Origin of the sequence: Pantoea eucalypti (genome assembly GCF_009646115.1) — a bacterium.
GTDB lineage: Bacteria > Pseudomonadota > Gammaproteobacteria > Enterobacterales > Enterobacteriaceae > Pantoea > Pantoea eucalypti.
On the sequence record NZ_CP045720.1, the window covers coordinates 1,511,017 to 1,536,584 of the forward strand.

Below are 25,568 nucleotides of genomic sequence, written 5' to 3' on the forward strand. Positions count from 1 at the left end.
GATGGATGCACTTATTGGTTTTTCAGGTTTTGTCGGTCAGACACTGCTTAAACAGCGTGAGTTTGACTCGCTTTACCGTTCAACAAATATTGATGAAATTATTGGCCAGTTATTTGGAACGGTCGTCTGCGCTGCTGCGCCTGCTCAGAAATGGCTGGCAAATAAAGAGCCTGAGAACGATCTTAAACACATTGAAAGTCTGATCGAAAAACTGAAAACCATCAATTGTGAAAAATTCATATTGATAAGCACAGTGGACGTTTTTAAAACGCCTGTAAACGTTGACGAAAACACGCCTGTCGAAACAGACGGATTACATGCGTATGGTCTGCATCGTTACTACCTTGAGCAATTCGTGAGTCAGCATTTTCCGGATGCATTGATCGTTCGCTTACCTGGTCTGGTAGGGCCGGGATTAAAGAAAAATATCATTTACGATTTCCTTAACAATAATAATCTCAATCAAATTGAAAGCCGTGGCGTATTTCAGTTCTATCCCATGATCAACCTTTGGTATGACATTGAGATTGCTTTGAAAAACGACATCAGGCTGTTACATCTTACCGCAGCCCCTGTCAGCGTTGCAGATGTGGCCAAATATGGCTTCGGATTTGATTTTGAAAATCACGTGCAGCAGCAGCCCGGACATTATGATATGAAAAGCTGCTATTCTCATCTTTATACGGACGGCAAAGATTATCAATACAGCTACCGTGAATCACTGATGTCGATTCGTGCTTATGCTCAATCCGAGCCAGGAAAGAAACCTGAATGAATATTTCCATTTCGAATATCGCATGGGACATTAAAGATGATGACGCAGTGCGTGCACTTCTTCATTGTCATCATATCCATGCTATCGATATTGCGCCTGGAAAATATTTTCCAGACCCAAAATCAGCGAGTGATAAAGAGATTCTTGCCGTTCGAAATTATTGGGAATCGCAGGAGATTTCTCTGGTCGGGATGCAGTCACTCCTGTTTGGCACACAGGGCTTGAATCTGTTTGATGAGCCGTCTGTACAACAGAAAATGCTGGAACATTTACAGGCAGTGAGCCATGTTGCAGCAGGATTAGGCATTACACGTTTAGTGTTTGGTTCACCCAAAAATCGTTATCGACCGGCTATCAGCGATGAAGCTTCATGCGCGATCGCACTCCGCTTCTTCACGCTTTTGGGGGACATTGCACGTCAGGAAGGCGTTGTTATTTGTCTGGAGCCTAATCCAGAGTGTTATGGCGCTAACTTCATGACCAGCAGTGCAGAGACGGCTAAGATGGTACGGCTTGTTAATCATTCAGCCATTAAAATGCAACTGGATACCGGGGCTATTGCGATTAACGGCGAAGATGTGGCTCAGGTAATCAGTGGTAATGAGGATATTATCGGCCATGTACATCTTAGTGAACCGAACCTTATAGCGCTGGGGCGAAGTGCTGTGAATCATGCTGATGTAGCCGCAGTGTTGAATCGTATGCTTCCGCAGCGTATTGCCACTATTGAAATGCTGGTCTCTAAAAATGAGAACGCTTTAATGGTTATTGACGAGTCTCTTAAATTTGTGACTGAGCATTATCGGAAGACGCCGGGAGATGTTTCATGAAATGGTTAATCCTGATTTTAGGTATAGCCTGCAATGCTTCTGCCAGCGTGCTTATTAAGTTAGCGATGACGCCTCCACGCAGGCTTCCCAGTTTGTCCGAACCTTTAGCAGTGCTGAGTAATTTCCCGCTGTTATTGGGAATATTTCTCTATGGCATGGCTTTCCTGCTTTATGCCGCAACACTGGCATTTTTACCCTTAAACGTGGCACATCCTGTTTTAACCTCAGGCGCTATTGCCTGTGTTGCCTTAATGTCAGTTGTGCTATTCAAAGAACCTGTTTACTGGTCCACTATTGCCGGCATTTTGATGGTAATAGCCGGCGTTGTACTTATTACCCTAAAAGTTAAATAAGATGGAAAAGAATATGAGTGAATCTTTAAATATAAAAAATACTGACTGGGAAGTTCCATCTTATGAGCGTCAGTTATGGCAGGGTAAACAGCATAATTATTGCGTGATCATTCCCGTCATCAACGAAGGGGAACGCATCCGCAATCTGTTAAGCCGAATGGCTGCAGTAAATGTCCATACCTATGCAGACATTATCATTGTTGACGGTGGAAGTCGGGATGGTTCACTTGAACTTTCAGCGCTGAAACAACTTTCGGTTTGCGGTCTGCTACTTAAAACTGGCCCGGGTAAGTTAAGTTCTCAGCTGCGTTGTGGATATGCTTTTGCTCTGGAGCAGGGTTATGAAGGTATCGTAACGATTGATGGGAATGATAAAGACGATCCGGATGCCATTCCTCAGTTCATTGAGGCACTGAAACAGGGTTATGATTTTGTTCAGGCATCCCGTTTTGTCAAAGGTGGCGTTGCTGAGAATACACCTGCTTCACGTGATTTTGCTATCCGTTTTATTCATGCACCAATGCTCTCACTTTTTTCCGGCTTCAAGTGGACCGATACGACACAGGGCTTCCGTGCATATAGCCGAAAAATGCTGCTTGATCCGCGCGTTGCACCGTTTCGCAATATTTTTCAGACTTACGAATTACTGGCCTATCTTTCTTATCGCGCACCTAAATTAGGGTTCCGCTGTATCGAAATCGCAACAGTTCGCCGTTATCCAAAAGGCGAAGTACCAACTAAAATTAGTGCTATTAGTGGGAATTGGGCAGTATTGTCGATTTTATTTTCTGCTTGCTTCGGCAAGTATAATATCAAATAATTAAATAAAGGTTAGGCAGAACTCAGCTATGATTACACTGTCGCATATAAATGTTCTGAAACAGAATGAAACCACGGCAGAGCTCTTCAAGCTCTGCCAGTTTTTTATGTTGATGTTCGCAATCATTGTTGTTGAAATGAATCAACAGCCACTCATAATATCACTAGACCGCGTGCTGGAACAATGGTCAACTCTTTTACCAGATTTTTTTGTAGGTAAACAGGATTTCTTATTTAGTTATGGACCGTTATATTGGCTTCAGGGGAGTCCGGTAGTACAATACTCACAAGCAAGTTATTTTATTTCGTTGTTTTTTATAAGCCTTTATTGTGCTTTAAACTGGGCTTTGATGTTGAGATTAGCTATTAACGCCCGTTGCGTGTTTTTTTTTGCTGTAATTTATATCGTTTTTATTAAAGTTTATAATGCTTACGCCGTATTCTTCACTTTGCCTTTATTTATTATAGTGTATCTTCGCCAAAATAGTCTGGATAAACTTTGGGATAAAAAAATATTCCTGTCTGCGGCAGCGTTGCTTGTGGCTTTTTTATTTTACTTTCGTTTTTTTTACGGAATCGTTGGGGTGCTTACAATAGGTAGTTACTTAGTCTCAACTCACTTATTAGGACGGCGCCATTTATCTCCTGTTGCTTTTTTCCTCAGTGTTACAGTATTGCTCTATATTATTTTTGGATCGTTGATATTTCGCGACTCATACAGTATTGTAAATTATGCGCTGATAAATTCACAACTGAGTTTTGGTAACTCTGTTGATATGAATTATGATTTAGACATAAAAGAACAAGCCTATTATATTATTTTTGCAATTTTTATTTTGTTTAACTTCTATCTTGTTAAATGTCAGCGAACATTGTTTTTAACAGTTAACGGTTTGTTGCTTATTTTTGTGAAAATTGGTTTTTCACGAGCAGATCATTATATCTCTTATTTTATAATGCCTGTCGCACTCTTTTCTTTGTTAATTCTTGTCAGCAATTACAAGTATAAATACTTGTTGGCTGGGTTAATTTTATCGCTTCTTTTTTATCTTGGTAATATGCCTATTTATAATGGAGCTAAACGGATTGATGTTTTTAGCACTCATGAGGATTTTTCTAAAAGCTTAAAGGAACGCGCGGCAGAACGTCATCATAAATTTAAGTTACCGCAGGATGTTATTGCTGAAGTGGGCAATAGTACTATCGATGTATATCCATATAATAATGAATATACTACTGCCAATAAACTAAATTACTGGCATCGCCCATCATTTCAAAACTATATGACATTAACACCCAAATTGGATCAGTTGAATGCTGATTTTTACGAAGGAAATGATAAGCCAGAGTATGTATTATGGACAGCCAGTATTACTTGTGTTTCTAACGATTGCAGTGTTTTTGATGATTTTGATGGGAAATATATTCTCAATGAAGATCCATTAACAACGATGGCGATTTTGAAAAATTATAAATCGGTGCGTGTTATATTTGATCTTAATCATAAGCCTATCATGCTTATGAAAAAGACTCCTAATGCTCAGGACCTAAACATAAAAAAAACAGGTGACATAAAGATTAAATTCGGTGAGTGGATTAAGATACCGCGCACTGATGATGTGATAGTAAAGTTAAAGCCTCAGTTTAGAATGACTATTTTAGCCAGGCTCCAGAATTTATTCTTCCATGGATCCGTCATTTATGTAAATTACAGGCTTTTTAACGGAGAAATAAAACGATATCGTCTTAACATCATCAATGCTCAAAGTGGAGTATGGATTTCACCATTACTGGACTCTTTACCGCTACAGGGGCAGCGTGTGTCAGAGGTTATGATTGAAACAACAGATAAACACTACTTTGAACCACAATTTAAAGCGCATTTTGTAGAATATCAATTTAGCGGTATTAGTATCGATGAGAAAATTGCACCTCGCTTTACATCTTATAAGCCTGCAGGACTGTCTAATTCTGTTGCCGTGTGTGTTGCCACCATTGATAAGCTGAAGCAATCAAATTTTACGCTTGATAATGTCGTTTCTAAGAGATTAACGAGCGAGGGATGGGCTGCATATTCAATAGAGAAAAACCTTGCTCCGCAAGCGATATGGCTGACGCTGCAGGATGAGCAAGGACGGAAGTTCTTTGTACCTGCAGATAAAACTTTAAGGCAGGATGTGGCAAATGCCTTTAACAAACCGGATCTGGTTAACGCGGGATATAAAGTGTTTGCTGATATCACACCTTTCAAAGGTCAATATAAAGCTGGCCTTGCAATTGCGGGAGAAGGGAAGCTAATTGAATGTGACAATTTCGCACAACCCATCACAATTCAATAAGTTAATTTAAGCCTCAATAGTAACTAACAAGGGAGCTTTGCTCCCTTTTTTATACTCCCAATCGGTCCCTCAGCGCGTACCACACCGCGCCCATCGCCGTCAGCGGCACTTTAAACCGCCGTCCGCCGGGAAAGGGCAGGTGAGGCAGGCGGGCAAAAGCATCGAACCGTTCGGCGTCGCCGCGTAACACTTCGCTGATTAGCTTGCCGGAGAGATGCGTGCTGGTCACACCATGGCCGCTGTCGCCCTGCATGAAATAGACATTGTTCTCCAGCCGGCCAAACTGCGGCATGCGCGACAGCGTCAGCAGGAAATTGCCGCTCCAGCTGAAGTCCAGCTTCACATTCTGCAACTGCGGGAACGTGCGCGCCAGTTTGGGTCGTATTAACGCTTCGATATCCGCCGGTTCACGTGCGCCATAGACCACACCGCCGCCATAAAGTAGCCGGTTATCTGCGGTCAGTCGGAAGTAATCCAGCAGATAGTTACAATCTTCCACACAGTAGTTGTTCGGCATCAGCGATAACGCCTGGTCGGGTGTCAGCGGCTCGGTCGCGACAATCTGCGATCCACACGGCATGCTTTTCCTGCTCAGGCGCGGCTCCAGTTGCGGTGACAGATAGGCGTTACCGGCGAAGATCACAAACGTTGCGCTCACCTCGCCCTGAGCCGTTTTCACCCGATTAGGTGTGCCATAAACCACATTGGTTGCCGCAGACTGTTCATAGATGCGACCGCCATGTCGCCGGATGGCTTCTGCTTCACCCAGTGCCAGGTTCAGCGGATGCAGATGACCGCCACGCCGATCCAGCAGTCCACCGACGTAGCGTTCGGTGGCGACTTCGCGGCGAATGGCGCGTTCGTCCAGCAGCTCCAGATCGTGATTGCCATACTGCTGCCATAACGCTTTCTGTTTCTGCAGATGCGCCATCTGGCGCGTATTCAGGGCCGCAAAGATGCCGCCAGGACGGTAGTCACACTCAATTGCATACCGCTTGATGCGGTCGCGGATAATCTCAGCGCCTTCAAACATCATGCCGCCCAGCATGCGGGCGCTCTCTTTGCCGTAACGCTGTTCAATCACATCCACGTCGCGGCTGTAGGAGTTCACCACCTGACCGCCGTTACGGCCGCTGGCACCAAAGCCGACGCGTGCTGCTTCCAGCACGACCACGTCGTAACCCACCTCGGTCAGATGCAGTGCCGCCGAAAGACCGGTGAAACCACCGCCAATAATGCAGACGTCACACTGAATACTCTCCTGCAGCGTCGGCCAGGGCGCATGCGTATTGGCGGTCGCAGCGTAATAACTCTCCACATAATTCATAACAACCTCCGGAATGCGCCTAGAAATTTGCTGGTGTGTGGGCACTGACAATGCGGCACGGGAAGTCTGCACTGTTGGTAAAGCTGTGCGGTAAGCCGGTATCAATCACGTAGCTCTCTCCGGCGGAGAGATGAAACGCTTGTCCGTTAATCACCAGCGTAATTTCGCCTTCCAGCAGCGTACCGGTTTCCTCGCCCGGATGACGCAGTTTCTCGCCGGTACTGGCGCCGGGTTGATACGTTTCCAGCAGCATGCCCAGCGAGCGCTGCGCACCACCGTTGTCGATGAGCTTCAGCGAAACACCCTGGCTGCCAATCTCCACCAGGTCGCCGGGACGGACAATCACTTTGGGTTCTGCGTCCGGTTTGGGTTCCGAAAAGAATTCTGACAGCGATAGCCCATAAACCTTCAGCAGCTTCTGCAGCGTGCTGACTGCCGGGCTGACTTTATCCTGCTCAATGGTACTGATGGCGCTGTGAGTCAGTCCGGCCTGTTCGGCAACCCGACGTTGCGACAGCCCCAGCGTCTGGCGAATCTGCGCCAGCCGTCGTCCCGGTGCCAGCGTGGCATCACTCATCTGCTTTTCCCCTGTGATAGCGAATGGCGGCCTGAATAAAGCCGCTGAACAGCGCCTGCGATCCCGCCGTGCTTTCTGGCTGCCACTCGGGATGCCACTGTACCGCCAGGGCGAAGGGATGATGACGCAGACTGACGGCCTCAATCAGGCCATCCGGCGCGCGCGCTTCAACGCGCAGTTGCGGGCCCGGTTCGCGTACGCCCTGATGATGCAGTGAATTGACCCTCAGTGAGCTATCACTGTCGAGTAATGTTGCCAGCACGCCATCCGGTTCGATAGTGACCTGATGCGCCGGTGCATACTGTTGATCCAGTGGCAGCGTCTCATCTTCATGATGACGCTGAAACGGCGGCTGCCCGCTCACTTCTCTCCACAGCGCGCCGCCATTCGCCACCACCAGCTCCTGCATGCCACGGCAGATGCCGAATATCGGCATTTTATGGCTGGTGGCCCAGGTAATCAGCTGAAAGGCAAGATGGTCCCTACCCGGATCGGCATGGGGCTCTTCGCCCGGCTCGCCATAATGCCAGGGTTCGATATTACTTGGGCTGCCGGTTAGCAGCAGGCCATCCATAACAGCCATAGCGTTTTCTAATAGATGAGGGGCATTCATCAGACTGTGGGGAAGTGCCAGCGGCACACCGCCTGCAAGAACAATCGCGTCGATATATTTGTTGTGAACCGTCTGGGTCAGATGGCCGCCCAAATCTTTCTGACACATCACTACGCCAATCAATGGCTTGTCAAAAATAATGCCCATCTCCCGTCCTCGCATCGCTGTTCGAAATATCTACCGAAAAGGCACGTCTGGTGACTAAGTGTGCAATATTTTTTCAATCTAACAACCTGCTGTTTGTTCTTCAAACAGAATTGTTACATTTGCACACTTTTTATGTTGGCGCTATGTTAGTGGTGTGGCTGTTATTTTGAGCATTACGCAAACCTAATAGGGGCGGGTGAGATCATGACTAACCTGGTAGAAGTGGAAGACTTCATGCTTCACAGTGAAGAGAAACGAACCAGCGCGTTCCAGCTTGAGGTGAAAACCTGGCTGGAGCGCCATCCTGAAACGCAGTATGTCGACATCCTGTTAAATGATCTAAATGGTGTGTTCCGCGGCAAGCGCATTCCGGTCTCTGCGCTGTCTAAACTGGAAAAAGGGTGTTATTTCCCCGCCTCGGTGTTTGCCATGGATATCCTCGGCAACACGGTGGAAGAAGCGGGACTCGGCCAGTCACTGGGCGAACCTGATAACCTCTGTCTGCCCGTCACCGGTACGTTAGTTCCCTCCGCGTCTGACCCTCAACACATTGCGCAGCTGTTGTTAACCATGTGCAACCAAGATGGCACTCCCTTTGACGTTGAACCCCGAAATGTCCTTAACCGGCTGTGGCAACAGCTGCGTAACCGAGGGCTGTTTCCGGTGGTAGCGGTAGAGCTGGAGTTCTATCTGGTGGACAAAAAGCGTGATGCTGAAGGCTTTATCCAGCCGCCGTGTTCGCCTGGTAGTGATGAACGCAATATGCAGAGCCAGGTCTACTCGGTAGATAACCTCGATCACTTCGCCGATGTGCTGCGCGACATTGACGATCTGGCGCGTCAGCAGGGCATACCGGCTGACGGCGCACTGGCGGAGGCCTCGCCCGGACAGTTTGAAATTAACCTCCACCACACGCGCGACGTGCTGCGCGCCTGCGACCATGCGGTGCAGCTCAAGCGTCTGATTCGTCAGGTGGCGGAAAATCACGGTATGACCGCAACATTTATGGCCAAGCCGTATGAGGAATATGCGGGCAGCGGCATGCATGTGCATATCAGCATGCTGGATGCGGCCGATCACAATGCTTTCGCCTGCGATGACGGCAGTGATTCGCCACTGATGAAACGCGCGCTGGCCGGCATGATCGACCTGATGCCCGCGTCAATGGCGCTGCTGGCACCTAACGTGAATGCCTATCGCCGCTTTGTTCCGGATGCCTATGTGCCGTTACAGGCCTCATGGGGCCATAACAACCGGACGGTTGCGCTGCGCGTTCCCTGTGGCGATATTGATAACCATCGTATCGAGTATCGCGTGGCCGGTGCCGATGCTAACCCTTATCTGGTGGTGTCGGCTATCCTGGCCGGGATGCTCCATGGACTCGATACTCAGTTGCCGTTGCCGCATCCGGTCACTGGCAACGGTCATCATGCCGAGGGGCTGGCACTGCCGATTCGTCAGAGCGATGCACTGTATGAATTTGACAACAGTTATCCGTTGCAGAAGTTACTGGGCGAACGTTTTGCCAGTGTCTGGCACAGCTGCAAAAATTATGAACTGATGCAGTTTGAACGGCTGATTACCTCTACGGAAATTGACTGGATGCTGAAAAACGCCTGAAACGCCGGTTTATCAGCAATTCCGTGCGTTATTTTTGCATATGATGCCCCGATGGCTTGTATTTCTGCCACGGGTTGGGGCAGAATACGCGGCCTGCAAAATCAGATGATAACCGACGCTTCACGCGCCGGTTATTTTTTTTGCATCAGGTTTTAATAGAGCGTTTTTGCTGACTTAACCGAGGCCGGGCACGCACCCGGATAGATAAACACTGAAAACACGCGTAAGCGTGAGATTGAGGATTACAAAGATGGGGATGTTTTACACTCTGCCAGCTAACGCTGGTACGCGTTTTCGTGATGACTACGGCGCCGCGTCAACCGCTAACCTTTCTCCCTGTCGCTTAATGCGCAGTTGCCCTGTGACCCAGCCCAGCCAGGTTGTTGCACATGGGGGACTGAAGCATGTCGCTTAATACCTCCGCCGCACCGCAGCGTGCGCAACTCAAAAAAACACTCACGTTACTTCCGGTCGTCATGATGGGCTTAGCCTACATGCAGCCTATGACCCTGTTCGATACCTTTGGCATCGTTTCCGGGCTGACCGACGGTCACGTCGCCACCGCTTATGCTTTCGCGCTGGTTGCGATTCTGTTTACTGCTGTGAGTTACGGTAAGCTGGTACGCCGCTTCCCCTCTGCGGGCTCCGCTTATACCTATGCTCAGAAGGCAATCAGTCCGCACGTCGGCTTTATGGTCGGCTGGTCATCTCTGCTGGACTACCTGTTCATGCCGATGATCAACATCCTGCTGGCTAAAAACTATTTCGAATCGCTGGTGCCGGGCATTCCGTCGTGGATTTTTGTTGTGCTGCTGGTTGGGTTTATGACGCTCTCTAACCTCAAGGGCATCAAAACTGTTGCGAACTTCAACAGCGTGATTGTGGTGCTGCAGGTGGTTGTCATGGTCGGGATCACTGCGATGGTGATCTACGGTGTGGCCAGCGGCGTCGGTTCCGGTACGCTGGTAAGCAGCCGTCCGTTCTGGTCTGAGAATGCCCATGTGGTGCCGATGATTACCGGTGCGACCATACTCTGCTTCTCGTTCCTCGGCTTTGATGGCATCAGTTCGCTGTCGGAAGAGACCAAAGATGCAGAACGCACGATTCCTCGCGCTATTTTCCTGACTGCGCTGATTGGTGGTGTGATCTTTATCGCTGCGTCTTACTTCCTGCAGCTTTACTTCCCGGACATCACCCGCTTCCAGCACCCGGACTCCTCACAGCCTGAAATCATGCTGTTTGTCGCCGGTAAAGCGTTGCAGGTTGGCATCCTGATCTTCTCGGTGGTCACGGTGCTGGCATCCGGTATGGCAGCGCACGCTGGCGTATCGCGTCTGATGTATGTGATGGGCCGCGATGGCGTGTTCCCGGAGCGTTTCTTCGGTTACATCCATCCAAAATGGCGTACCCCATCGCTCAACGTGCTGCTGGTCGGTGCGATTGCGCTGATGGCGATTAACTTTGATCTGGTTACGGCTACCGCGCTGATTAACTTTGGTGCGCTGGTGGCGTTTACCTTCGTTAACCTGTCGGTGATCGCGCAGTTCTGGGTCCGTGAGAAGCGTAACCGCACGCTGAAAGATCACGTTCAGTATCTGCTGCTGCCGCTGCTGGGTGCACTGACGGTCGGTGCGCTGTGGGTAAACCTGGAAGAGAGTTCTATGGAGCTGGGCCTGATCTGGGCCGCCATCGGGATTATCTACCTGGCCTTTGTGACCCGCAGCTTCCGTAATCCGGTGCCGCAGTTCAGCGAAGAAGTCTAATCGCGCTAACGTTGCCGCCTTTCCGATCTTGCGGGAAGGCGGCAACGGTTTAACTGGCCAGCACCAGCTCCCAGTTACCCGTACTTAACAACTCCCGCCCTGCATCACTCAGTTTTTTATCGGTTATAACCACATCAAACCTCTCCAGCGGTAACGCCAGAAACGTCGCAATTCTGTTGTACTTCGAACTGTCACTCAGCAGCACCCGCTTACTGCTCACCTCACTCACCGCCTGTTTCACCATCACTTTATCTTCATCCGGCGTAAACAAGCCGCGCGGCCCCCAGCAGGAGGCGGAAATAAAGGCAATATCGATAGCCAGATGACGCAGGCTTCGTGCCGCCGACTCGCCGATACAGGAGCGGTTCTCCCGGCATACGGTGCCGCCAGTATGAATAACCCGGCACTGACTCGCTTCCATCAGCAGATTCGCCACCATAAAATCATTGGTCACCACCAGCACATCATCCCGATCCACCAGCTCTCGTGCCAGCGCTAATGTCGTGGTGCCGGCATCCAGATAGATGCAGCTGTTACGCGGAATGTGCCGGGCTGCGGTGCGGCCGATAGCGCACTTTTCATCGTTGTAGAGGGCGCTTTTCGTCAGATGTGAGGGTTCAGCCGCCAGCCGATCGGCAGAGCGCACGCCGCCGGAAACGGACAGCACCGCACCTTGTTCCTCCAGTTTCTGCACATCACGACGTATGGTCATGTGTGACACACCCAGCCGCTCAGTAAGTTCTGCAATGCTGACCACACCACGATCGGCGACCAGCGCCAGAATCTGTTGATGACGTTCAACCGGAATCATATCTGCTCCCTGATAATTATCATTTTTTCACACTATAAAGTATCTGCCGCTTATCCAGAACAAAAAATAACAGCATACATCCCATGATAGCGTGCTTTAACGCCGTTTAAGGCCTGATTGCGGATAAGTATGCCATGTTAAAAATTGTTCCTGTTCACAGGTATGATGTTTTTTTGTGAAGGATGACACATTTTTACCGGGAGTAAGCTGGCAGGATTAACAGTAACAAACAAATAATCACTTAATTTAACAGTGGAGGCGTAACGTGCCAGCTGAAAACATCTGTGTTATCGGGTTAGGTTCTATGGGCATGGGTGCCGCGAAATCCTGTCTGCGTGCCGGTTTAAACACCTGGGGTGTCGATTTAAACCCCGCTGCGCTGGAGAGCTTACGTCAGGCCGGCGCACGTGATGCGCAGCCATCCGCCTCTGCCTTTGCAGACCAACTTGATGCCGTATTGCTGCTGGTGGTGAACGCGCAGCAGGTAAACGCCATTCTGTTCGGTGAAGCGGGCCTGGCTGCAAAACTGCGTCCCGGCACCGCAGTCATGGTTTCATCCACGCTTTCCGCGCACGATGCGCAGCAGATTGAACAGCGGCTGGCCGAACACCAGTTGCTGATGCTGGATGCCCCGGTTTCCGGCGGTGCCGCCAAAGCGGCCAGCGGTGAAATGACCGTAATGGCCTCAGGCAGCGACGCAGCCTTTGCGTACCTGCAGCCGGTGCTGGATGCGGTCGCGGCCAAAGTGTACCGCGTGGGCAGTGAAATCGGCCTTGGGTCTACCGTCAAAATTATCCATCAGCTGCTGGCGGGTGTTCATATCGCAGTGGGTGCAGAAGCGATGGCGCTGGCGGCGCGGGCCGGTATCCCGCTGGACACCATGTATGAAGTCGTCACCAATGCGGCGGGCAATTCGTGGATGTTCGAGAACCGTATGAAGCATGTAGTAGACGGGGATTACAGCCCGAAATCAGCCGTCGATATCTTTGTGAAAGATCTTAACCTGGTCGCCGATACTGCCAAATCGCTGCACTTCCCGCTGCCGCTGGCCTCAACCGCCCTCAACATGTTCACCGAAGCCAGCAACGCGGGATATGGCCGCGAAGATGACAGCGCGGTAATTAAAATCTTCAGCGGCATCACGCTGCCACAGGCCGGGGAGAAAAACTGATGCGTCTTGGGGTCATAGCGGACGATTTCACTGGTGCAACGGACATCGCCAGTTTTCTGGTGCAGAACGGCCTGAGCACTATTCAGTTCAACGGCATTCCCGCCAGCGAAGAAATCACCGGGGCGCAGGCGATAGTGGTCAGCCTGAAAAGCCGCTCTTGTCCGGCAGAGCAGGCGGTTGCCCAGTCGCTGGCGGCGCTGGCCTGGCTGCAGCAACAGGGCTGCGAGCGCTTCTACTTCAAATATTGCTCTACTTTCGACAGCACAGCGCAGGGCAATATCGGTCCGGTGACCGATGCGCTGCTGAACGCACTGGGTGAAACGCAGACGGTCATCTGTCCGGCGCTGCCTGTCAATGGCCGCACTGTCTACCAGGGCTATCTGTTTGTCGGTGATCAGCTGCTGTCAGATTCCGGGATGCGTCATCATCCGGTCACACCGATGCACGACAGCAACCTGCTGCGTCTGATGACGTCGCAGGCGTCGGGAAAAGCCGGGCTGATCGCAGCGGCGAAGGTCGAACAGGGCGCAGAGTCAGTGCGTCAGGCGCTGGGCCAGCTGGCGGCGCAGGGGATCAACTACGTCGTGACCGATGCTCTGCATCAGGATCATCTTGTGACGCTGGGCGCGGCACTAAGCGATATGCGGCTGGTCACCGGCGGTTCGGGGCTGGCTATCGGTCTGGCACGGCAGTGGGCGACGGCTGAGACCGACGCTGAGGCGGAGCAGGCTGGTCGTCCGCAGGGCGATCGCGCCGTGGTACTTTCCGGCTCCTGCTCGCAGATGACCATCCGGCAGGTTGCCGCGTATCGCCAGCTGGCACCGGCCTGCGAAGTTGAGATTGAACACTGCCTGGAAGATGCTGAAGGGTATGCCCGACAGCTGTGCGACTGGGTAGAAGCACATCGCCATCAGGCGCTGGCACCGCTGCTGTTTGCCACTGCGGACGCGCAACAGTTGCAGGTCATTCAGCAGCGCTATGGTGCGCAGCGCAGCAGTGAAGCCGTTGAGCAGCTGTTCGCCGCCGTCACCCGTGAGCTGAAGCAGCGCGGCTGGCAGCGCTTTATCGTAGCGGGCGGTGAAACCTCCGGTGTGGTTGCGCAGAGCCTGGGCGTAACGGCCTTTCACATCGGCCCGACCATTTCACCTGGCGTACCCTGGGTTCGCGATATCCATCAGCCGCTCTCACTGGCCCTGAAATCAGGCAATTTTGGCGATGAAGACTTTTTCCGCCGCGCGCAAACGGAGTTTACTTATGTCTGAATCTTTCTCTTTCGCGGAGCAGCAGGCGCGTGACGAGATGGTGCGTCTTGGCGCGTCGTTCTTTCAGCGTGGCTATGCCACCGGCTCCGCAGGTAACCTCTCTATGTTGCTGGCCGATGGCAATCTGCTGGCGACACCCACCGGTTCCTGCCTCGGGGAATTACAGGGTGATCGGCTGTCAAAAGTCACGCCTGAGGGGGAATGGCTCTCCGGTGATAAACCCTCCAAGGAAATCGCGTTTCATCGCGCGCTCTACCTGAATAATCCCGACTGCAGGGCAGTGGTGCATCTGCATAGCCACTACCTCACAGCGCTGTCGTGTTTACAGGGTCTGGACAAGAAAAACTGCATTCGCCCGTTTACGCCTTATGTCGTGATGCGCGTGGGTGATGTGCCGGTCGTGCCTTACTACAAGCCGGGCGATGAACGACTGGCCGAGGATCTGGCAACGCTGGCTCCGCGCTACCGTGCCTTTCTGCTGGCGAATCACGGTCCGGTGGTGGTGGGCAAGTCACTACAGGAAGCGGCAGACAACACCGAAGAGCTGGAAGAGACTGCCCGGCTGATATTTACCCTGGGCGACCGCCCGATTCGTTATCTCAATGATGCCGAAGTGGCGGAATTAAGGAGCCGATAATGCCGAAGTTTGCTGCTAACCTCTCGACGCAGTTTACAGAATACCCCTTTGCTGAACGCTTTGCGGCAGCAGCTGAAGCCGGTTTTACTGCGGTGGAATTTCTGTTTCCTTATGACTATCCCGCCACGCAGATAAAACAGTGGCTTGATGATAATCATCTGGAGCTGGTGCTGTTCAATACAGCTCCCGGCAACATTGCGGCGGGTGAGTGGGGCGTCTCTGCCATTCCCGGACGGGAAGCGGAAGCTAAGGCGGATATCGATCGCGCCCTGAGTTATGCGATTGCGCTGAACTGCCCGCAGGTTCATATCATGGCCGCGACGGTGCCGCCTGGTGCCGACCGCCAGCGCTACGTCGAGACCTTTATCAGTAACATGCGTTATGCGGCTGAGTGCTTTGCGCCGCACGGCATCACCCTGCTGATAGAAGCACTCAACCCGACAACCAAACCCAACTATCTCTACGCCAGCCAGTATCAGACGCTGGAGATGGCTGAACAGATCGACCGGCCGAATGTGTTTACTCAGCTCGACCTGTTCCATGCGCAGCGCGTTGACGGCAACCTCAGCCATCTGATTCGCCACTATGCCGGACGCTATCGTCACGTACAGATTGCGTCGGCACCGGATCGCCATGAGCCGGATGAGGGTGAAATTAATTATCCGTACCTCTTCGCGCTGCTGGATGAGGTTGGCTATGCCGGCTGGATCGGCTGCGAGTACATCCCGCGCGGAAAAACGACCGAGGGGCTTGGCTGGTTTAAAACCTGGAAGATAAGAACCTGATTTAACGTGCTTTAAAACCGGTGTTTCGGCACCGGTAGGGAGAGGCTTGCCTTTTTTCTGGCCCTGCACCTGCTATTTCTGTACGCCGATAACCCAAAAAATATAACAATTTCTGAGGTTTACTATGTCCACCGCACTGCTGTTAGCCATAGCGACCGCCAGCATCGTGATCCTGCTGCTGCTGGTCATCAAAGCCAAAGTTCATCCGTTTGTCGCCCTGTTAATTGTCAGTCTGCTGGTGGCTATCGCGACCGGCATTCCGGCTGAAAAAATCATGGAGACGATTATCACCGGGATGGGTGGACTGCTCGGTCATATCACCATCATTATCGTTTTGGGTGCCATGCTTGGGGCGATTATTGAAGCCTCGGGCGGTGCTGAATCGCTGGCGCAACGCTTCAGTAAAACGCTGGGGCTAAAGCGAACCGTCGCGGCCCTGACCATGGCGGCCTTTATCCTGGGCATTCCGGTGTTTTTCGAAGTGGGCTTTATTATCGTCATCCCGCTGATTTATGGCTTCACTAAGGTGGCACGTGTCTCACCTTTGAAATTTGGTCTGCCGATGGCGGGTGTGATGCTGACAGTGCACGTGGCGCTGCCGACCCATCCGGGAGCAGCCGCTGCGGCGGGCATCCTGCACACCGATATGGGTTGGCTGATGATGCTGGGTATTGCGATTTCAGTGCCGGTCGGCATCATCGGCTACTACGTGGCGAAGGTCATGAACCGTCGCCATTACCATCTGTCGGTGGAGGTGCTGGAACAGTTGCAGATGGCAAAGCCGGAGGGACAGGAAAAGAAAAATGAGCCAGCTCCACCCGGCGCGCTGACCATCAGCGGTCTGATTGTGGTTCCGATTGTGTTAATTGTGCTGGGAACGCTGTCCCACACACTCCTGACAGAAGGGAGCCTGCTGCGAAATGTGATGACCGTGATTGGCACGCCGCCGATTGCCCTGCTGATTGCTTTAGGTCTGGCGGCGTGGCTGCTGGGCGTGCGACGGGGCTGGAGCAAAGACAAGCTGGAAGATCTGACCGGTCGGGCCATTCCCACCTCAGCCAGCGTGATTCTGGTGGCCGGTGCGGGTGGGGCATTCGGTAAAGTGCTGGTGGAGTCGGGCGTGGGTAAAGCGCTTGCGGTCACGCTTGAAACGCTGCATCTGCCGCTGGTACCGGCTGCGTTTATCCTGTCGCTGGCACTGCGTGCATCACAGGGTTCAGCGACAGTTGCCATCCTGACCACCAGTGGTTTGCTGACGCAGGCGGTAACTGGCGTGACGGATATGCAGCGGGTATTGGTCACCCTCGCAGCCTGTTTTGGCGGCCTGGGACTGTCGCATGTCAACGATGCGGGATTCTGGGTGGTGACACGTTATCTTGGATTATCCGTCGCCGATGGTTTACGCACCTGGACCGTGCTGACGACAATAATGGGATTAAGCGGTTTTGCACTGACCTGGCTGGCGTGGACCGTACTCTGATTCAGCAATATCAGACACTCAGACCCGGCAGGTGATGCCGGGTCTGAGTGTCTCAGTACGTCAGGAAACCAGCTCCTGCGCATAGAGATAGAGCGCTTTCAGCTGCCCAACCTTTTCTGCATCCGCTTCATGCAGATTGGCCAGTCCCTCCAGCTCCTGCATAAACGCCGACACGCGCTCAGCATTCAGCACTTCACGGCGATGCTGCAACCAGCGTTGCTGCTCGGCATCATCCAGCGTGCCGGGGAAGTTACGCGCCCGGTAGCGGAACAGCAGTTTTGCCACCCGTGCACTTTCAAAGCTCAGGTCGAGCGCGGGCAGATTCGCGGGCGCGGTCTGACGAATGATATTCATCCCGGCGCGGTCGGCATCACTGAAGAAGCCATCATAAAGTTGCGTGTCTACATCGTCTGACGGCGTAAACGGCTCCGCTTCCGCAAACAGCGTGACCAGCTTTTCCCGCACGTCGGGCTGCTGACGCAGCAGTGCCAGATTCGCCAGACAGTGCTGACGGTCAATGCCCAGACGGGCCGCATCTTCCGGACGCAGCGTACTGGCAGGGGCCAGCACCGGACATTTGTTAATATGCACCAGTTTTACCGGCACCGGCGGCAGATCGCCAAGGTCGTTTTTCGGCGTAAAAAGACGCTCACGAAGCGTGTCAACATCCAGCTGCAACAGTGGCGACATGTCACCCGCCAGATCCACCACGATCAGCGCATTGCGGTTATCGGGATGCCAGGCCAGCGGCACGATCCAGCTGGTGTTACCGCGCGCGGCGCCAAACATGCCGGAGACATGGACCAGCGGCTTCATCTGCGGGATGTCGATCAGGTTCATCAGCTTGTTTTTGTTTCGATGAGTAAACAAAAACTCAAACAGTTTTGGCTGCTTCTCTTTTACCAGCTTCGCCATCGCCAGCGTGGCGTACACATCAGACATCGCATCATGGGCATTTTCATGGGCTACGCCATTGGCTTTGGTCAGATGCTCCAGCCGGAAGCTGGGGAAGCCTTCTTCATTCTCCGGCCAGATGATCCCGTCAGGGCGCAATGCGTAACAGGCACGCATCACGTCCAGGAGGTCCCAGCGTGAGTTGCCATTTTGCCAGGCCCAGCCATAAGGGTCATAGAAGTTGCGATAGAAGATATTGCGTGTCACTTCATCATCGAAACGCACGTTGTTGTAGCCCACCACACAGGTTTGTTCGGTAGTGAACAGCGTATGAATGCGTTCGGCAAACTCTGCTTCGATCACGCCGCGACTCATCGCAATCTGTGGGGTAATGCCGGTAATCATCACGGCTTCGGGCTGTGGCAAGTAGTCATCAGGCGGACGGCAGTAGAACACGTCGGGCTCACCAACCGGATTAAACTCGCTGTCGGTGCGCAGGCCGGCAAACTGGGCGGGCCGGTCGCGAGAGGGGCTGGTGCCAAAGGTTTCATAATCGTGGAAGAGGAAAGTAGGCTGTACGCGGTCGTTATTCAAATTTCATATCCGTTCATTGCGTTCACTGACTTTATAAACAGAAAGCGAGAAAACGGCTCTCTGTTCGCTCTGAATTTGTCTGCGCACAGCAGGCTGAATGATGTTCGTTGTGTCTGATGTGCGCTGATTGTGGTCCAGCCGTGTCGTGCCATTATAGTGGGCCAATACAGCAGCTGACGTTTTACCTGTATGGTAAACCATAATCCGGCACGCCAGAAGTTAAGGGTTTAACCCGCTACATTGCTTTTTAGCTGCACCGCAGCAAGAACCGCAGCGTCAGACGAATAAGACCCTGTTGGTGTCGTTTGTCACGCTCCCAGACCGGACGCTGTTTCGCCTGTTCTTACTGCGTCATGCCCGGCGCTCGCGGTGCAGGTCGCCCTATGAAATCTGCTCTTTACCTGTGGGATGACGCGGATCACTGGCGGTAATCCGACACCTGGCAGGTCAAACCCCGTCATCAGTTCATACTTTTTTTCAATTTATTCAAACCTTCACAACGCTTTTAACGTAAAACGTGCGGCTGTTTCCGTTTCGTTTTAGAAATTTTCTCTCCCGTGTAATTAAGGATGAAGTGTTGAAAAGGCGTCTGCTGTTCACCGTTACCGCTACTCTATTTTGGGCCTCGCTGGCACAGGCTGATGCGATCCCCTTTCCTGTGACGCCTCCGGCAATTGATGCCGCTTCCTGGGTGCTGATGGATGCCACCACCGGGCAGGTCCTGACGGCGGGTAATCCCGATGAACGCCGCAATCCCGCCAGCCTGACCAAGCTGATGACCGGTTACGTGGTGGATCGCGCCATCGACCAGAAAAAAATCAGCCGCGACGATATGGTCACGGTGGGTAAAGATGCCTGGGGAGCGGGTAATCCGGTGTTTAAAGGCTCATCGCTGATGTTCCTGAAGCCAGGCGATAAACTGAGCGTCCGGGACTTAAGCCGTGGCGTCATCATCGATTCCGGTAACGACGCCTGCGTTGCGCTGGCGGATTACGTGGCGGGCAGCGAAGCAAACTTTGTCGGCATGATGAACCACTATGTCGAAAAACTGGGTCTGCAGAATACCCATTTTGAAACAGTGCATGGACTGGATGCACCCGGTCAGTTCTCCAGTGCGCTTGATATGGCAAAACTGTCACGCGCTATTATTGATGGTGAGCCGGACTTTTATGCCATGTACAGTGAGAAAACCCTGACCTGGAACGGCATCACTCAGAACAACCGTAATGGCCTGCTGTGGGACAATAATCTTCACGTTGATGGACTGAAAACCGGTCACACTGAGACGGCAGGCTTTAACATTATTGCCTCGAATGTGGTGGGCAAGCATCGCCTCATCGCCGTTGTGATGGGGGGTAAAAGTTCAAAAGGCCGTGAAGAGCAGGCGCGTAAATTGCTGGTCTGGGGCCAGAACACCTTTGATACTGTTCAGCTGTTCCACGCCGGTAAGAAGATTGGCACTGAAAATGTCTGGTACGGTAATCCTCATCAGGTCGATGTCGGAACCGCAGATGATGTGTATCTGTCGCTGCCGCGCAGTGAAGTGCAGAACGTGAAGGCGAAGTACGTCATTAATCGCAAAGATCTGGAAGCCCCGCTGAAAGCCAATGAAGTGGTGGGTGAAATTCAGGTGATCGATAAAGATCAGCAGATTGCTCACTATCCGCTGGTGGCGCTCAGTGGGGTTGAACCGGCCGGTGTCATTACCCGCGTGACGGATTATCTGAAGCAGAAGTTCTGATTAGCCGATTGTCAGCACTCAAACGGGTAGCCTGCGGGCTGCCCGTTTTCACATTGATGCCCTGTGACTGTGTGTCGATAAAAGTTACAGAGCCGTAGCCAGTTGTTTTTAACTTCCGGGCAGGTATGTGAGACGGATGTTGATAATTGTAAGCGAACGTCAAAACTGTTTGAAATATCCCGCCTGCGCTAAGCCTGAGCCGCGTTCAGGGTTAAGATAGCCACATTATGTTCCCGCAACCGGAAAGCCACCTTGCGTCCTGATAAGCCCATATCAAAACTGGAGTTCTGGTTTTATCGCCATTACCGCTCCGTTCACGGCGTGCGCATTGCCATCGCCTTTTTGCTCTGCTTCATCTTTGTCCGGGCAACCGGGATACCTGAAGGCACCTGGCCGCTGATTACGCTGGTGGTGGTAATGGGACCGATCTCCACCTGGGGAAATGTCTTTCCGCGCGCGCTGCAGCGTATCAGCGGCACGGTGGCGGGCTCCATCTCCGGTCTGATTGCTCTGAAGCTGGAACTGATCTCGATGCCGGTGATGCTGGCCTGGTGCGGTGTCATCATGGTGATCAGCGGCTATCTGACGCTGGGCAAACATCCCTACATGGCGCTGTTGATCGGAATTACGCTGAGTGTGGTGGTGGGTGCGCCAACCGGCGATTTCACCATGGCATTGTGGCGGGGCGGTGATGTGATTCTGGGATCGCTGATGGCGCTGCTGTTTACCGCGATCTGGGCGCAGCGGGCCTACATCCACTGGCGTATTCAGCTCTCTGACGCGCTGGCGGAAATGGCGAAGATCTATCACGCCGGTTTTTCGCCCAATCTGGTTGAAAAGCCGCGTCTCAACAAGCCGCTGAGCAAATTGCTGAGCAGCGTCATTAAGATGCGAGCGCTGCTGGAGCCGTCGAGCAAAGAGACGCGCATCCCGAAGTCGGTGCTTGAAGCCATTCAGACCATTAACCGTAATATGGTTAACACCATTGAGATGCAGATTAATGCCTGGTGGGCATCGCGTGAAAGCCATCTGATTATGCTTAACGCACCCGCACTTCGCCGCACCCAGCAGATGACCGAGAACACGCTGCGGGCGCTGTCGGTGATGGCGATTGAGGGGGAAACGGAAGAGGTGATTGCCAACAGCCATGAGCTGACTGAAATCAGCGGCGAACTCCGGCGGCTGATCGCCGACGCGGGCAGCGATGGTCTGGAAGAGACGCCCATCTACGGCTACGTCTGGCTGACGCTGGAACTGGCGAAACAGCTGGAGCGGATGACCGATCTGATGCGAATGGCGCTGCGCAAATAATCACCTCAGACAATGACTTAATGTGAAACCGGGTTTCTTTGCGCTAAGATAAGAGCCAGTCTGAATTTAGCTGTGAAAATTGCTTACCTGGCGGGCTAGCCGCTAAGCTGATCGTTTTGACTCTCTCCCTGCGTCAGCAGGCTCAAAGAAAGGTGCCATCATGGAAAATGCCAAGCAGTCATTTCAGGACGTACTGGAGTTCGTGCGTATGTTCCGCCGCAAAAACAAACTGCAGCGTGAAATCGTCGACAACGAGAAGAAAATTCGCGACAACCAGAAGCGCGTTCTGCTGCTCGACAACCTGAGCGAATATATCAAACCGGGCATGAGCGTTGAGGCTATTCAGGAAATCATCGCCAGCATGCGTGTGGATTATGAAGATCGCGTCGATGAGTACATCATCAAAAACGCCGACCTGTCGAAAGAGCGTCGCGAGCTGTCTAAAAAGATCAAAGCGATGGGCGTGGGCGAACACCCAAAAGCGTAAGGGCCTATAGCTGAGCGCTAATGCGACTGAGCTCCCATGCGAACCCGCTTCCACTCTGATGGAGCGGGTTTTTTATTGCCCGCATAACCGCAGATTTATTTACCCGCCAGCCTTCGCGCAATCCCCTGTAGCTGCTGTGACAGCGCCACTAAATCGACCTGCTTATCTGCGGGCGGGGCGGTGGTCTCGCGGATCACCAGCGTAGTTTCCAGCGCGATGTGTGAAGCTTCTTCACCCTGAAGCCGCGCCAGCATCCGCTCGACGCTCTGTGCGCCAAGAAAGTGTAAATCCTGCCGCACCGTGGTCAGCGGCGGCTGATACCATGCGCTCTCGGCGGTATCATCATAACCAATCACTGATATCTCACCGGGAATCGCCACGCCATACTGATGCAGCGCCCGCATCGCACCCAGCGCCATCTGATCGTTTGCGACCAGCAGCGCCTGTGGCAGATCGTCGGGCAACTGCGCCAGCAGCGCCTGGTAGCCGGACTGTGCGCTCCAGTCGCCCCGCAGGGAACAGTGCGGCGTTAACTGATGATCGGCCAGCGCCTGACGCCATGCGTTTTCACGCTGACGGGCGGACACCGAGCGCAGCGGTCCATTTAGCAGGCCAATCTGACGGTGACCCAGCGACACCAGATGTTCAACGGCAGCGCGCGCGCCAGACTCATTCGGGTACTGACACTGCGCCACCGCGGCCCTGGGTTCAACATCCAGAAACAGCACCGGTTTACTGCCACACAGCAACTGGATCTGCTGCGCCTCGTCCGCCTCCAGCGGCAGATTGATCAGCAGCCCATCGACCCGCTGTGCCAGCAGTTCATTCACGGTGGCGGCCGCATCGTTACCGCTGTCCATCGCGATCACCAGATGATATCCCGCCCTCGCAGCACGCTGCTGAATCGCCGAGGCGATCTGCGCCGGTGCCATCAGCGCCAGATCGCTGGTAGCCAGACCGAGCGTGCGCGTCGCTTTGCCCGCCAGCTGCTGCGCCACGCGATTAGGCACATAATTGAGCTGCTGCATTGCCGCCTCAACCCTTTGCCGCGTGCGGGCTGACACCTGTTCAGAACGATTTAAAACACGTGAAACGGTTTGATATGAGACGCCAGCCAGTTGAGCGACATCATCGAGGGTCACGGAGCGGGAAGTCATTGAACTCTCCAAAATATGAAGCGATGAGTGTAGCAAATTTTCCTGCTGCGCTGCTGCTGCTGACCACACTTTCACCGCCACACTGCCGGGGCCATTCCCGCACCCGGTCAGCGTAGTCGGCCCTGGTTAACGCTGTTGCAGATAGACCTGCAGATTCACATCCACTGCGTTCAACAGCGGCGTCGCGAGGCCATTTCGTTTCGCCCGCAGCAGCAGATCGCCTATCACCTGATCCGCTTCGATATCAGAGCCCTGGGTGAGATCGCGATACATAGAGGAGGTCATGGGCGTCGCCGGATTGTTCAGCAGCTCAAAAATGCGGGCGGTGACCGCCGGGCGCGGCTGATAGCCTTCGGCAGTGATGACGGACAGAATCTCAGTGAAAACCCCCTGTAACAGCGCTTCACCGCCGCGCGAGGTGAGAATTTGCTGAGTATTGCCGCGTGCCAGGCAGCAGACCGCGCCCAGCGTGCTCAGCAGCAGCCACTTTTCCCACAGTTCATCCATGATGTTGTCACTGAACAGGGTATCAACCCGACAGTCGCGCAGTGCGGCATCAACCCGCTGCAGCCGCGCGTCGTTGTTACCGTCCAGCGCACCGTATAAGAGCTGATGCAGCGGCGTCATCTGGATCACTTCACCCTGGTCACCCAGCGTGGCATTGATTTTACACAGGCCGCCAATCACCTTATCTTCGCCGAAACGCTGTTGTAGTGTTGCGATGTGCCGCATTCCGTTGAGAATCGGCATGATCAGGGTTGCCGGGCCGACCGCAGGCGCAATGTCATCCATGACCTGATCAAGGGCAAAGCTCTTCACCGTCACGATAATCAGGTCATAGTGGCTTTTCAGCGTGCTGGCCTGGATTAGCTGCGGCTGAAACTTTTCAGTGCCCTGCGGCGTCTGTAATACCAGACCGTGGGTCTGAAGCTGCTGATAACGCCGTTCACGTACCAGAAACGTGACATCCTGACCTGCCTGAATCAGTCGTGCGCCAAAATACCCACCGGTCGCCCCGGCACCTGCCATCAGAATACGCATCCCACTCTCCCTTTCTGAAAACCTCTACCTTAGAACGCCGCAGCCGGGCTTACCAGTCTTAGCAAGGTCAGAGCGCATTGAGGAGCATAAAATGCCAGGTCGGGAAAGCGTCGGCAGGGAGGCGGCAACGCAGAGTCTCCCTCTGTTCCGGTTAAACGATTAAGCCAGCATGGTGCGTTACAGCCGGGCGACGCCCAGCGCGGCGGCCTGCTGCTCCCATGCCATCACGACCTGATAATTGTCCCGATGCACCGGGCTGAATCCGCCGATCAGATTATCGTCGCAGATGGCGCGAAACGCAGGGTCGCTCACCAGCTGAAGCAGTATTGTGCGTAACGTCTCCAGCCGGGCCGCTGACGTTGAGGCTGCCGTGATCAGCGGTAATCCGGGTGCGGCTGGTGACTCTCCGATGATATGCAGGCCGCGCAGTTCCTCAGGTGCATGGCGCGCCAGCAGCGCCCAGCTGACGCAGTCGATCGCCGCGATATCCGCCTGTGAATCACGCAGTGCCGCCAGCGACTGACGGTGCCCGCCGCTCAGCAACAGCTGCGAAAACGTTATGCCCTGAAGCGCTGCTAACCGCCGCAGCGCGTTATAGCCGGAGTGCGAGTCCAGGCTGTTTGCCACGGCCCGCTGACCGTTGAAATCGGCGAGCGTTGCCTTTTTATCCCGCGCCACCAGCCAGCTGCGATACGCGTAACCGTTGCAGCCCGGTGCCCGATAGTGAAATGCACCGACCAGTTGCACTGCAGGCAACTGACTGACCAGCGGATAGCCGCAGGTCTGGCTCAGCAGCAACCGATCATTCTGCCAGTGTGTCAGCAAATCCTCAGGCCAGACCGGTTGCGCGGCCATACCCTGCTGCGCCAGCAGGGTAACCATCGTCTGCATCAGCGCCTGTGTAGCAGGCGGATGAATCGCATACATCGGCAAAGCGAGCAGGGTATTCATGTGTGTTCTCCGCTGTGTTTTCCGGTGGCGCGTAATGCACTCAAGGGTAGTTCAGATTCAGCAGCAACCGGCGCCCCGGCAAT

Annotated in this window: 23 protein-coding genes; 15 read left to right on the forward strand and 8 right to left on the reverse strand. The window is 53.2% G+C overall.

Annotated elements, in window-relative coordinates:
- Window position 1 precedes the first annotated feature (1 nt).
- Genes EE896_RS06945 through EE896_RS06965 form a run of 5 tightly spaced genes read left to right on the forward strand, consistent with a single transcriptional unit; the run spans window position 2 to window position 5,116 of the window.
- Window positions 2–775, forward strand: a complete 774-nt coding sequence (locus EE896_RS06945) for an NAD-dependent epimerase/dehydratase family protein (protein ID WP_004571321.1) — start codon at window positions 2–4, stop codon at window positions 773–775.
- Window positions 772–1,605 (forward strand): sugar phosphate isomerase/epimerase family protein, encoded by an 834-nt coding sequence (locus EE896_RS06950; RefSeq protein ID WP_140916229.1) that lies wholly within the window; start codon window positions 772–774, stop codon window positions 1,603–1,605. Before EE896_RS06945 ends, EE896_RS06950 begins: the two co-directional genes overlap by 4 nt.
- Window positions 1,602–1,958: a DMT family transporter gene (locus tag EE896_RS06955; RefSeq protein ID WP_033762048.1), complete on the forward strand. Its 357-nt coding sequence runs from the start codon at window positions 1,602–1,604 to the stop codon at window positions 1,956–1,958. Before EE896_RS06950 ends, EE896_RS06955 begins: the two co-directional genes overlap by 4 nt.
- A gap of 13 nt (window positions 1,959–1,971) precedes the next feature.
- A complete protein-coding gene (locus tag EE896_RS06960; protein ID WP_039659840.1) occupies window positions 1,972–2,778 on the forward strand; it encodes a glycosyltransferase family 2 protein in 807 nt (268 codons plus the stop codon).
- A 28-nt stretch (window positions 2,779–2,806) separates the two neighbouring features.
- Window positions 2,807–5,116 (forward strand): hypothetical protein, encoded by a 2,310-nt coding sequence (locus EE896_RS06965; RefSeq protein WP_140916228.1) that lies wholly within the window; start codon window positions 2,807–2,809, stop codon window positions 5,114–5,116.
- 49 nt (window positions 5,117–5,165) lie between these two features.
- Here the strand turns inward: EE896_RS06965 and EE896_RS06970 are convergent, their stop codons facing one another.
- Genes EE896_RS06970 through puuD form a run of 3 tightly spaced genes read right to left on the reverse strand, consistent with a single transcriptional unit; the run spans window position 5,166 to window position 7,780 of the window.
- Window positions 5,166–6,443: an NAD(P)/FAD-dependent oxidoreductase gene (locus tag EE896_RS06970; RefSeq protein WP_078804554.1), complete on the reverse strand. Its 1,278-nt coding sequence runs from the start codon at window positions 6,441–6,443 to the stop codon at window positions 5,166–5,168.
- 19 nt (window positions 6,444–6,462) lie between these two features.
- Entirely contained in the window at window positions 6,463–7,020 is a 558-nt protein-coding gene (gene puuR / locus EE896_RS06975; protein ID WP_008926054.1) for an HTH-type transcriptional regulator PuuR, read from the reverse strand.
- Complete coding sequence (gene puuD / locus EE896_RS06980; RefSeq protein WP_140916227.1) at window positions 7,013–7,780, reverse strand: gamma-glutamyl-gamma-aminobutyrate hydrolase; 768 nt, start codon at window positions 7,778–7,780, stop codon at window positions 7,013–7,015. The genes puuR and puuD overlap by 8 nt, the downstream gene beginning before the upstream one ends.
- A gap of 204 nt (window positions 7,781–7,984) precedes the next feature.
- Here puuD and EE896_RS06985 point away from each other — a divergent pair, with 204 nt between their 5' ends.
- Both EE896_RS06985 and EE896_RS06990 read left to right on the forward strand, forming a co-directional pair.
- Window positions 7,985–9,400, forward strand: a complete 1,416-nt coding sequence (locus EE896_RS06985; protein ID WP_004571329.1) for a glutamine synthetase family protein — start codon at window positions 7,985–7,987, stop codon at window positions 9,398–9,400.
- A gap of 404 nt (window positions 9,401–9,804) precedes the next feature.
- Entirely contained in the window at window positions 9,805–11,163 is a 1,359-nt protein-coding gene (locus EE896_RS06990; protein ID WP_008926051.1) for an APC family permease, read from the forward strand.
- Between the two features lie 49 nt (window positions 11,164–11,212).
- Here EE896_RS06990 and ygbI read toward each other — a convergent pair whose 3' ends face one another.
- Window positions 11,213–11,974 carry a DNA-binding transcriptional repressor YgbI gene (ygbI, locus tag EE896_RS06995; RefSeq protein WP_105098996.1) on the reverse strand — a complete coding sequence of 254 codons (762 nt, stop codon included), beginning with the start codon at window positions 11,972–11,974 and terminating at the stop codon, window positions 11,213–11,215.
- Between the two features lie 265 nt (window positions 11,975–12,239).
- Between ygbI and ltnD the strand changes: the two genes are divergently transcribed.
- The 5 genes from ltnD (at window position 12,240) to EE896_RS07020 (ending at window position 17,309) form a co-directional block, all read left to right on the forward strand.
- Window positions 12,240–13,145, forward strand: a complete 906-nt coding sequence (gene ltnD, locus EE896_RS07000; RefSeq protein WP_039659849.1) for an L-threonate dehydrogenase — start codon at window positions 12,240–12,242, stop codon at window positions 13,143–13,145.
- Window positions 13,145–14,407: a 3-oxo-tetronate kinase gene (gene otnK / locus EE896_RS07005; protein WP_008926048.1), complete on the forward strand. Its 1,263-nt coding sequence runs from the start codon at window positions 13,145–13,147 to the stop codon at window positions 14,405–14,407. Before ltnD ends, otnK begins: the two co-directional genes overlap by 1 nt.
- Window positions 14,400–15,044: a 3-oxo-tetronate 4-phosphate decarboxylase gene (gene otnC, locus EE896_RS07010; protein ID WP_008926047.1), complete on the forward strand. Its 645-nt coding sequence runs from the start codon at window positions 14,400–14,402 to the stop codon at window positions 15,042–15,044. The genes otnK and otnC overlap by 8 nt, the downstream gene beginning before the upstream one ends.
- On the forward strand, window positions 15,044–15,829 hold the full coding sequence (locus tag EE896_RS07015) for an HPr family phosphocarrier protein (RefSeq protein ID WP_078804550.1): 786 nt from the start codon (window positions 15,044–15,046) through the stop codon (window positions 15,827–15,829). The genes otnC and EE896_RS07015 overlap by 1 nt, the downstream gene beginning before the upstream one ends.
- Before the next feature lie 124 nt (window positions 15,830–15,953).
- Entirely contained in the window at window positions 15,954–17,309 is a 1,356-nt protein-coding gene (locus EE896_RS07020) for a GntP family transporter (RefSeq protein WP_004571336.1), read from the forward strand.
- A 60-nt stretch (window positions 17,310–17,369) separates the two neighbouring features.
- Here the strand turns inward: EE896_RS07020 and sbcB are convergent, their stop codons facing one another.
- The gene (gene sbcB, locus EE896_RS07025) at window positions 17,370–18,797 is read right to left on the reverse strand and encodes an exodeoxyribonuclease I (RefSeq protein WP_078804548.1); all 1,428 of its coding nucleotides are present in this window, start codon (window positions 18,795–18,797) and stop codon (window positions 17,370–17,372) included.
- Between the two features lie 577 nt (window positions 18,798–19,374).
- Here sbcB and dacD point away from each other — a divergent pair.
- From dacD to tmaR, 3 genes are all read left to right on the forward strand, one after another.
- Complete coding sequence (dacD, locus tag EE896_RS07030) at window positions 19,375–20,538, forward strand: serine-type D-Ala-D-Ala carboxypeptidase DacD (protein ID WP_004571338.1); 1,164 nt, start codon at window positions 19,375–19,377, stop codon at window positions 20,536–20,538.
- Between the two features lie 252 nt (window positions 20,539–20,790).
- A complete protein-coding gene (locus tag EE896_RS07035) occupies window positions 20,791–21,849 on the forward strand; it encodes an FUSC family protein (RefSeq protein ID WP_004571339.1) in 1,059 nt (352 codons plus the stop codon).
- Between the two features lie 160 nt (window positions 21,850–22,009).
- Window positions 22,010–22,336 (forward strand): PTS system regulator TmaR, encoded by a 327-nt coding sequence (tmaR, locus tag EE896_RS07040; protein WP_004571340.1) that lies wholly within the window; start codon window positions 22,010–22,012, stop codon window positions 22,334–22,336.
- 95 nt (window positions 22,337–22,431) lie between these two features.
- Here the strand turns inward: tmaR and EE896_RS07045 are convergent, their stop codons facing one another.
- From EE896_RS07045 to EE896_RS07055, 3 genes are all read right to left on the reverse strand, one after another.
- Window positions 22,432–23,493 carry a LacI family DNA-binding transcriptional regulator gene (locus tag EE896_RS07045; protein ID WP_140916226.1) on the reverse strand — a complete coding sequence of 354 codons (1,062 nt, stop codon included), beginning with the start codon at window positions 23,491–23,493 and terminating at the stop codon, window positions 22,432–22,434.
- Between the two features lie 126 nt (window positions 23,494–23,619).
- Window positions 23,620–24,534 (reverse strand): ketopantoate reductase family protein, encoded by a 915-nt coding sequence (locus EE896_RS07050; RefSeq protein ID WP_004571343.1) that lies wholly within the window; start codon window positions 24,532–24,534, stop codon window positions 23,620–23,622.
- A gap of 177 nt (window positions 24,535–24,711) precedes the next feature.
- Complete coding sequence (locus tag EE896_RS07055; protein WP_140916225.1) at window positions 24,712–25,485, reverse strand: phosphate/phosphite/phosphonate ABC transporter substrate-binding protein; 774 nt, start codon at window positions 25,483–25,485, stop codon at window positions 24,712–24,714.
- Between the last annotated feature and the right edge of the window lie 83 nt (window positions 25,486–25,568).

Excerpts from the sequence above, each read along its gene's own strand:
- tmaR (WP_004571340.1), top strand. The coding sequence starts at position 22,010 with ATGGAAAATGCCAAGCAGTCATTTCAGGACGTACTGGAGTTCGTGCGT.
- EE896_RS06985 (WP_004571329.1), top strand. The coding sequence starts at position 7,985 with ATGACTAACCTGGTAGAAGTGGAAGACTTCATGCTTCACAGTGAAGAG.
- otnC (WP_008926047.1), top strand. The coding sequence starts at position 14,400 with ATGTCTGAATCTTTCTCTTTCGCGGAGCAGCAGGCGCGTGACGAGATG.
- EE896_RS06960 (WP_039659840.1), top strand. The coding sequence starts at position 1,972 with ATGAGTGAATCTTTAAATATAAAAAATACTGACTGGGAAGTTCCATCT.
- puuR (WP_008926054.1), bottom strand. The coding sequence starts at position 7,020 with ATGAGTGATGCCACGCTGGCACCGGGACGACGGCTGGCGCAGATTCGC.
- EE896_RS07015 (WP_078804550.1), top strand. The coding sequence starts at position 15,044 with ATGCCGAAGTTTGCTGCTAACCTCTCGACGCAGTTTACAGAATACCCC.
- EE896_RS07055 (WP_140916225.1), bottom strand. The coding sequence starts at position 25,485 with ATGAATACCCTGCTCGCTTTGCCGATGTATGCGATTCATCCGCCTGCT.
- ygbI (WP_105098996.1), bottom strand. The coding sequence starts at position 11,974 with ATGATTCCGGTTGAACGTCATCAACAGATTCTGGCGCTGGTCGCCGAT.
- EE896_RS06970 (WP_078804554.1), bottom strand. The coding sequence starts at position 6,443 with ATGAATTATGTGGAGAGTTATTACGCTGCGACCGCCAATACGCATGCG.
- EE896_RS07020 (WP_004571336.1), top strand. The coding sequence starts at position 15,954 with ATGTCCACCGCACTGCTGTTAGCCATAGCGACCGCCAGCATCGTGATC.
- EE896_RS06990 (WP_008926051.1), top strand. The coding sequence starts at position 9,805 with ATGTCGCTTAATACCTCCGCCGCACCGCAGCGTGCGCAACTCAAAAAA.
- EE896_RS07050 (WP_004571343.1), bottom strand. The coding sequence starts at position 24,534 with ATGCGTATTCTGATGGCAGGTGCCGGGGCGACCGGTGGGTATTTTGGC.
- EE896_RS06955 (WP_033762048.1), top strand. The coding sequence starts at position 1,602 with ATGAAATGGTTAATCCTGATTTTAGGTATAGCCTGCAATGCTTCTGCC.
- EE896_RS06950 (WP_140916229.1), top strand. The coding sequence starts at position 772 with ATGAATATTTCCATTTCGAATATCGCATGGGACATTAAAGATGATGAC.
- EE896_RS06945 (WP_004571321.1), top strand. The coding sequence starts at position 2 with ATGGATGCACTTATTGGTTTTTCAGGTTTTGTCGGTCAGACACTGCTT.
- EE896_RS07045 (WP_140916226.1), bottom strand. The coding sequence starts at position 23,493 with ATGACTTCCCGCTCCGTGACCCTCGATGATGTCGCTCAACTGGCTGGC.
- puuD (WP_140916227.1), bottom strand. The coding sequence starts at position 7,780 with ATGGGCATTATTTTTGACAAGCCATTGATTGGCGTAGTGATGTGTCAG.
- EE896_RS06965 (WP_140916228.1), top strand. The coding sequence starts at position 2,807 with ATGATTACACTGTCGCATATAAATGTTCTGAAACAGAATGAAACCACG.
- otnK (WP_008926048.1), top strand. The coding sequence starts at position 13,145 with ATGCGTCTTGGGGTCATAGCGGACGATTTCACTGGTGCAACGGACATC.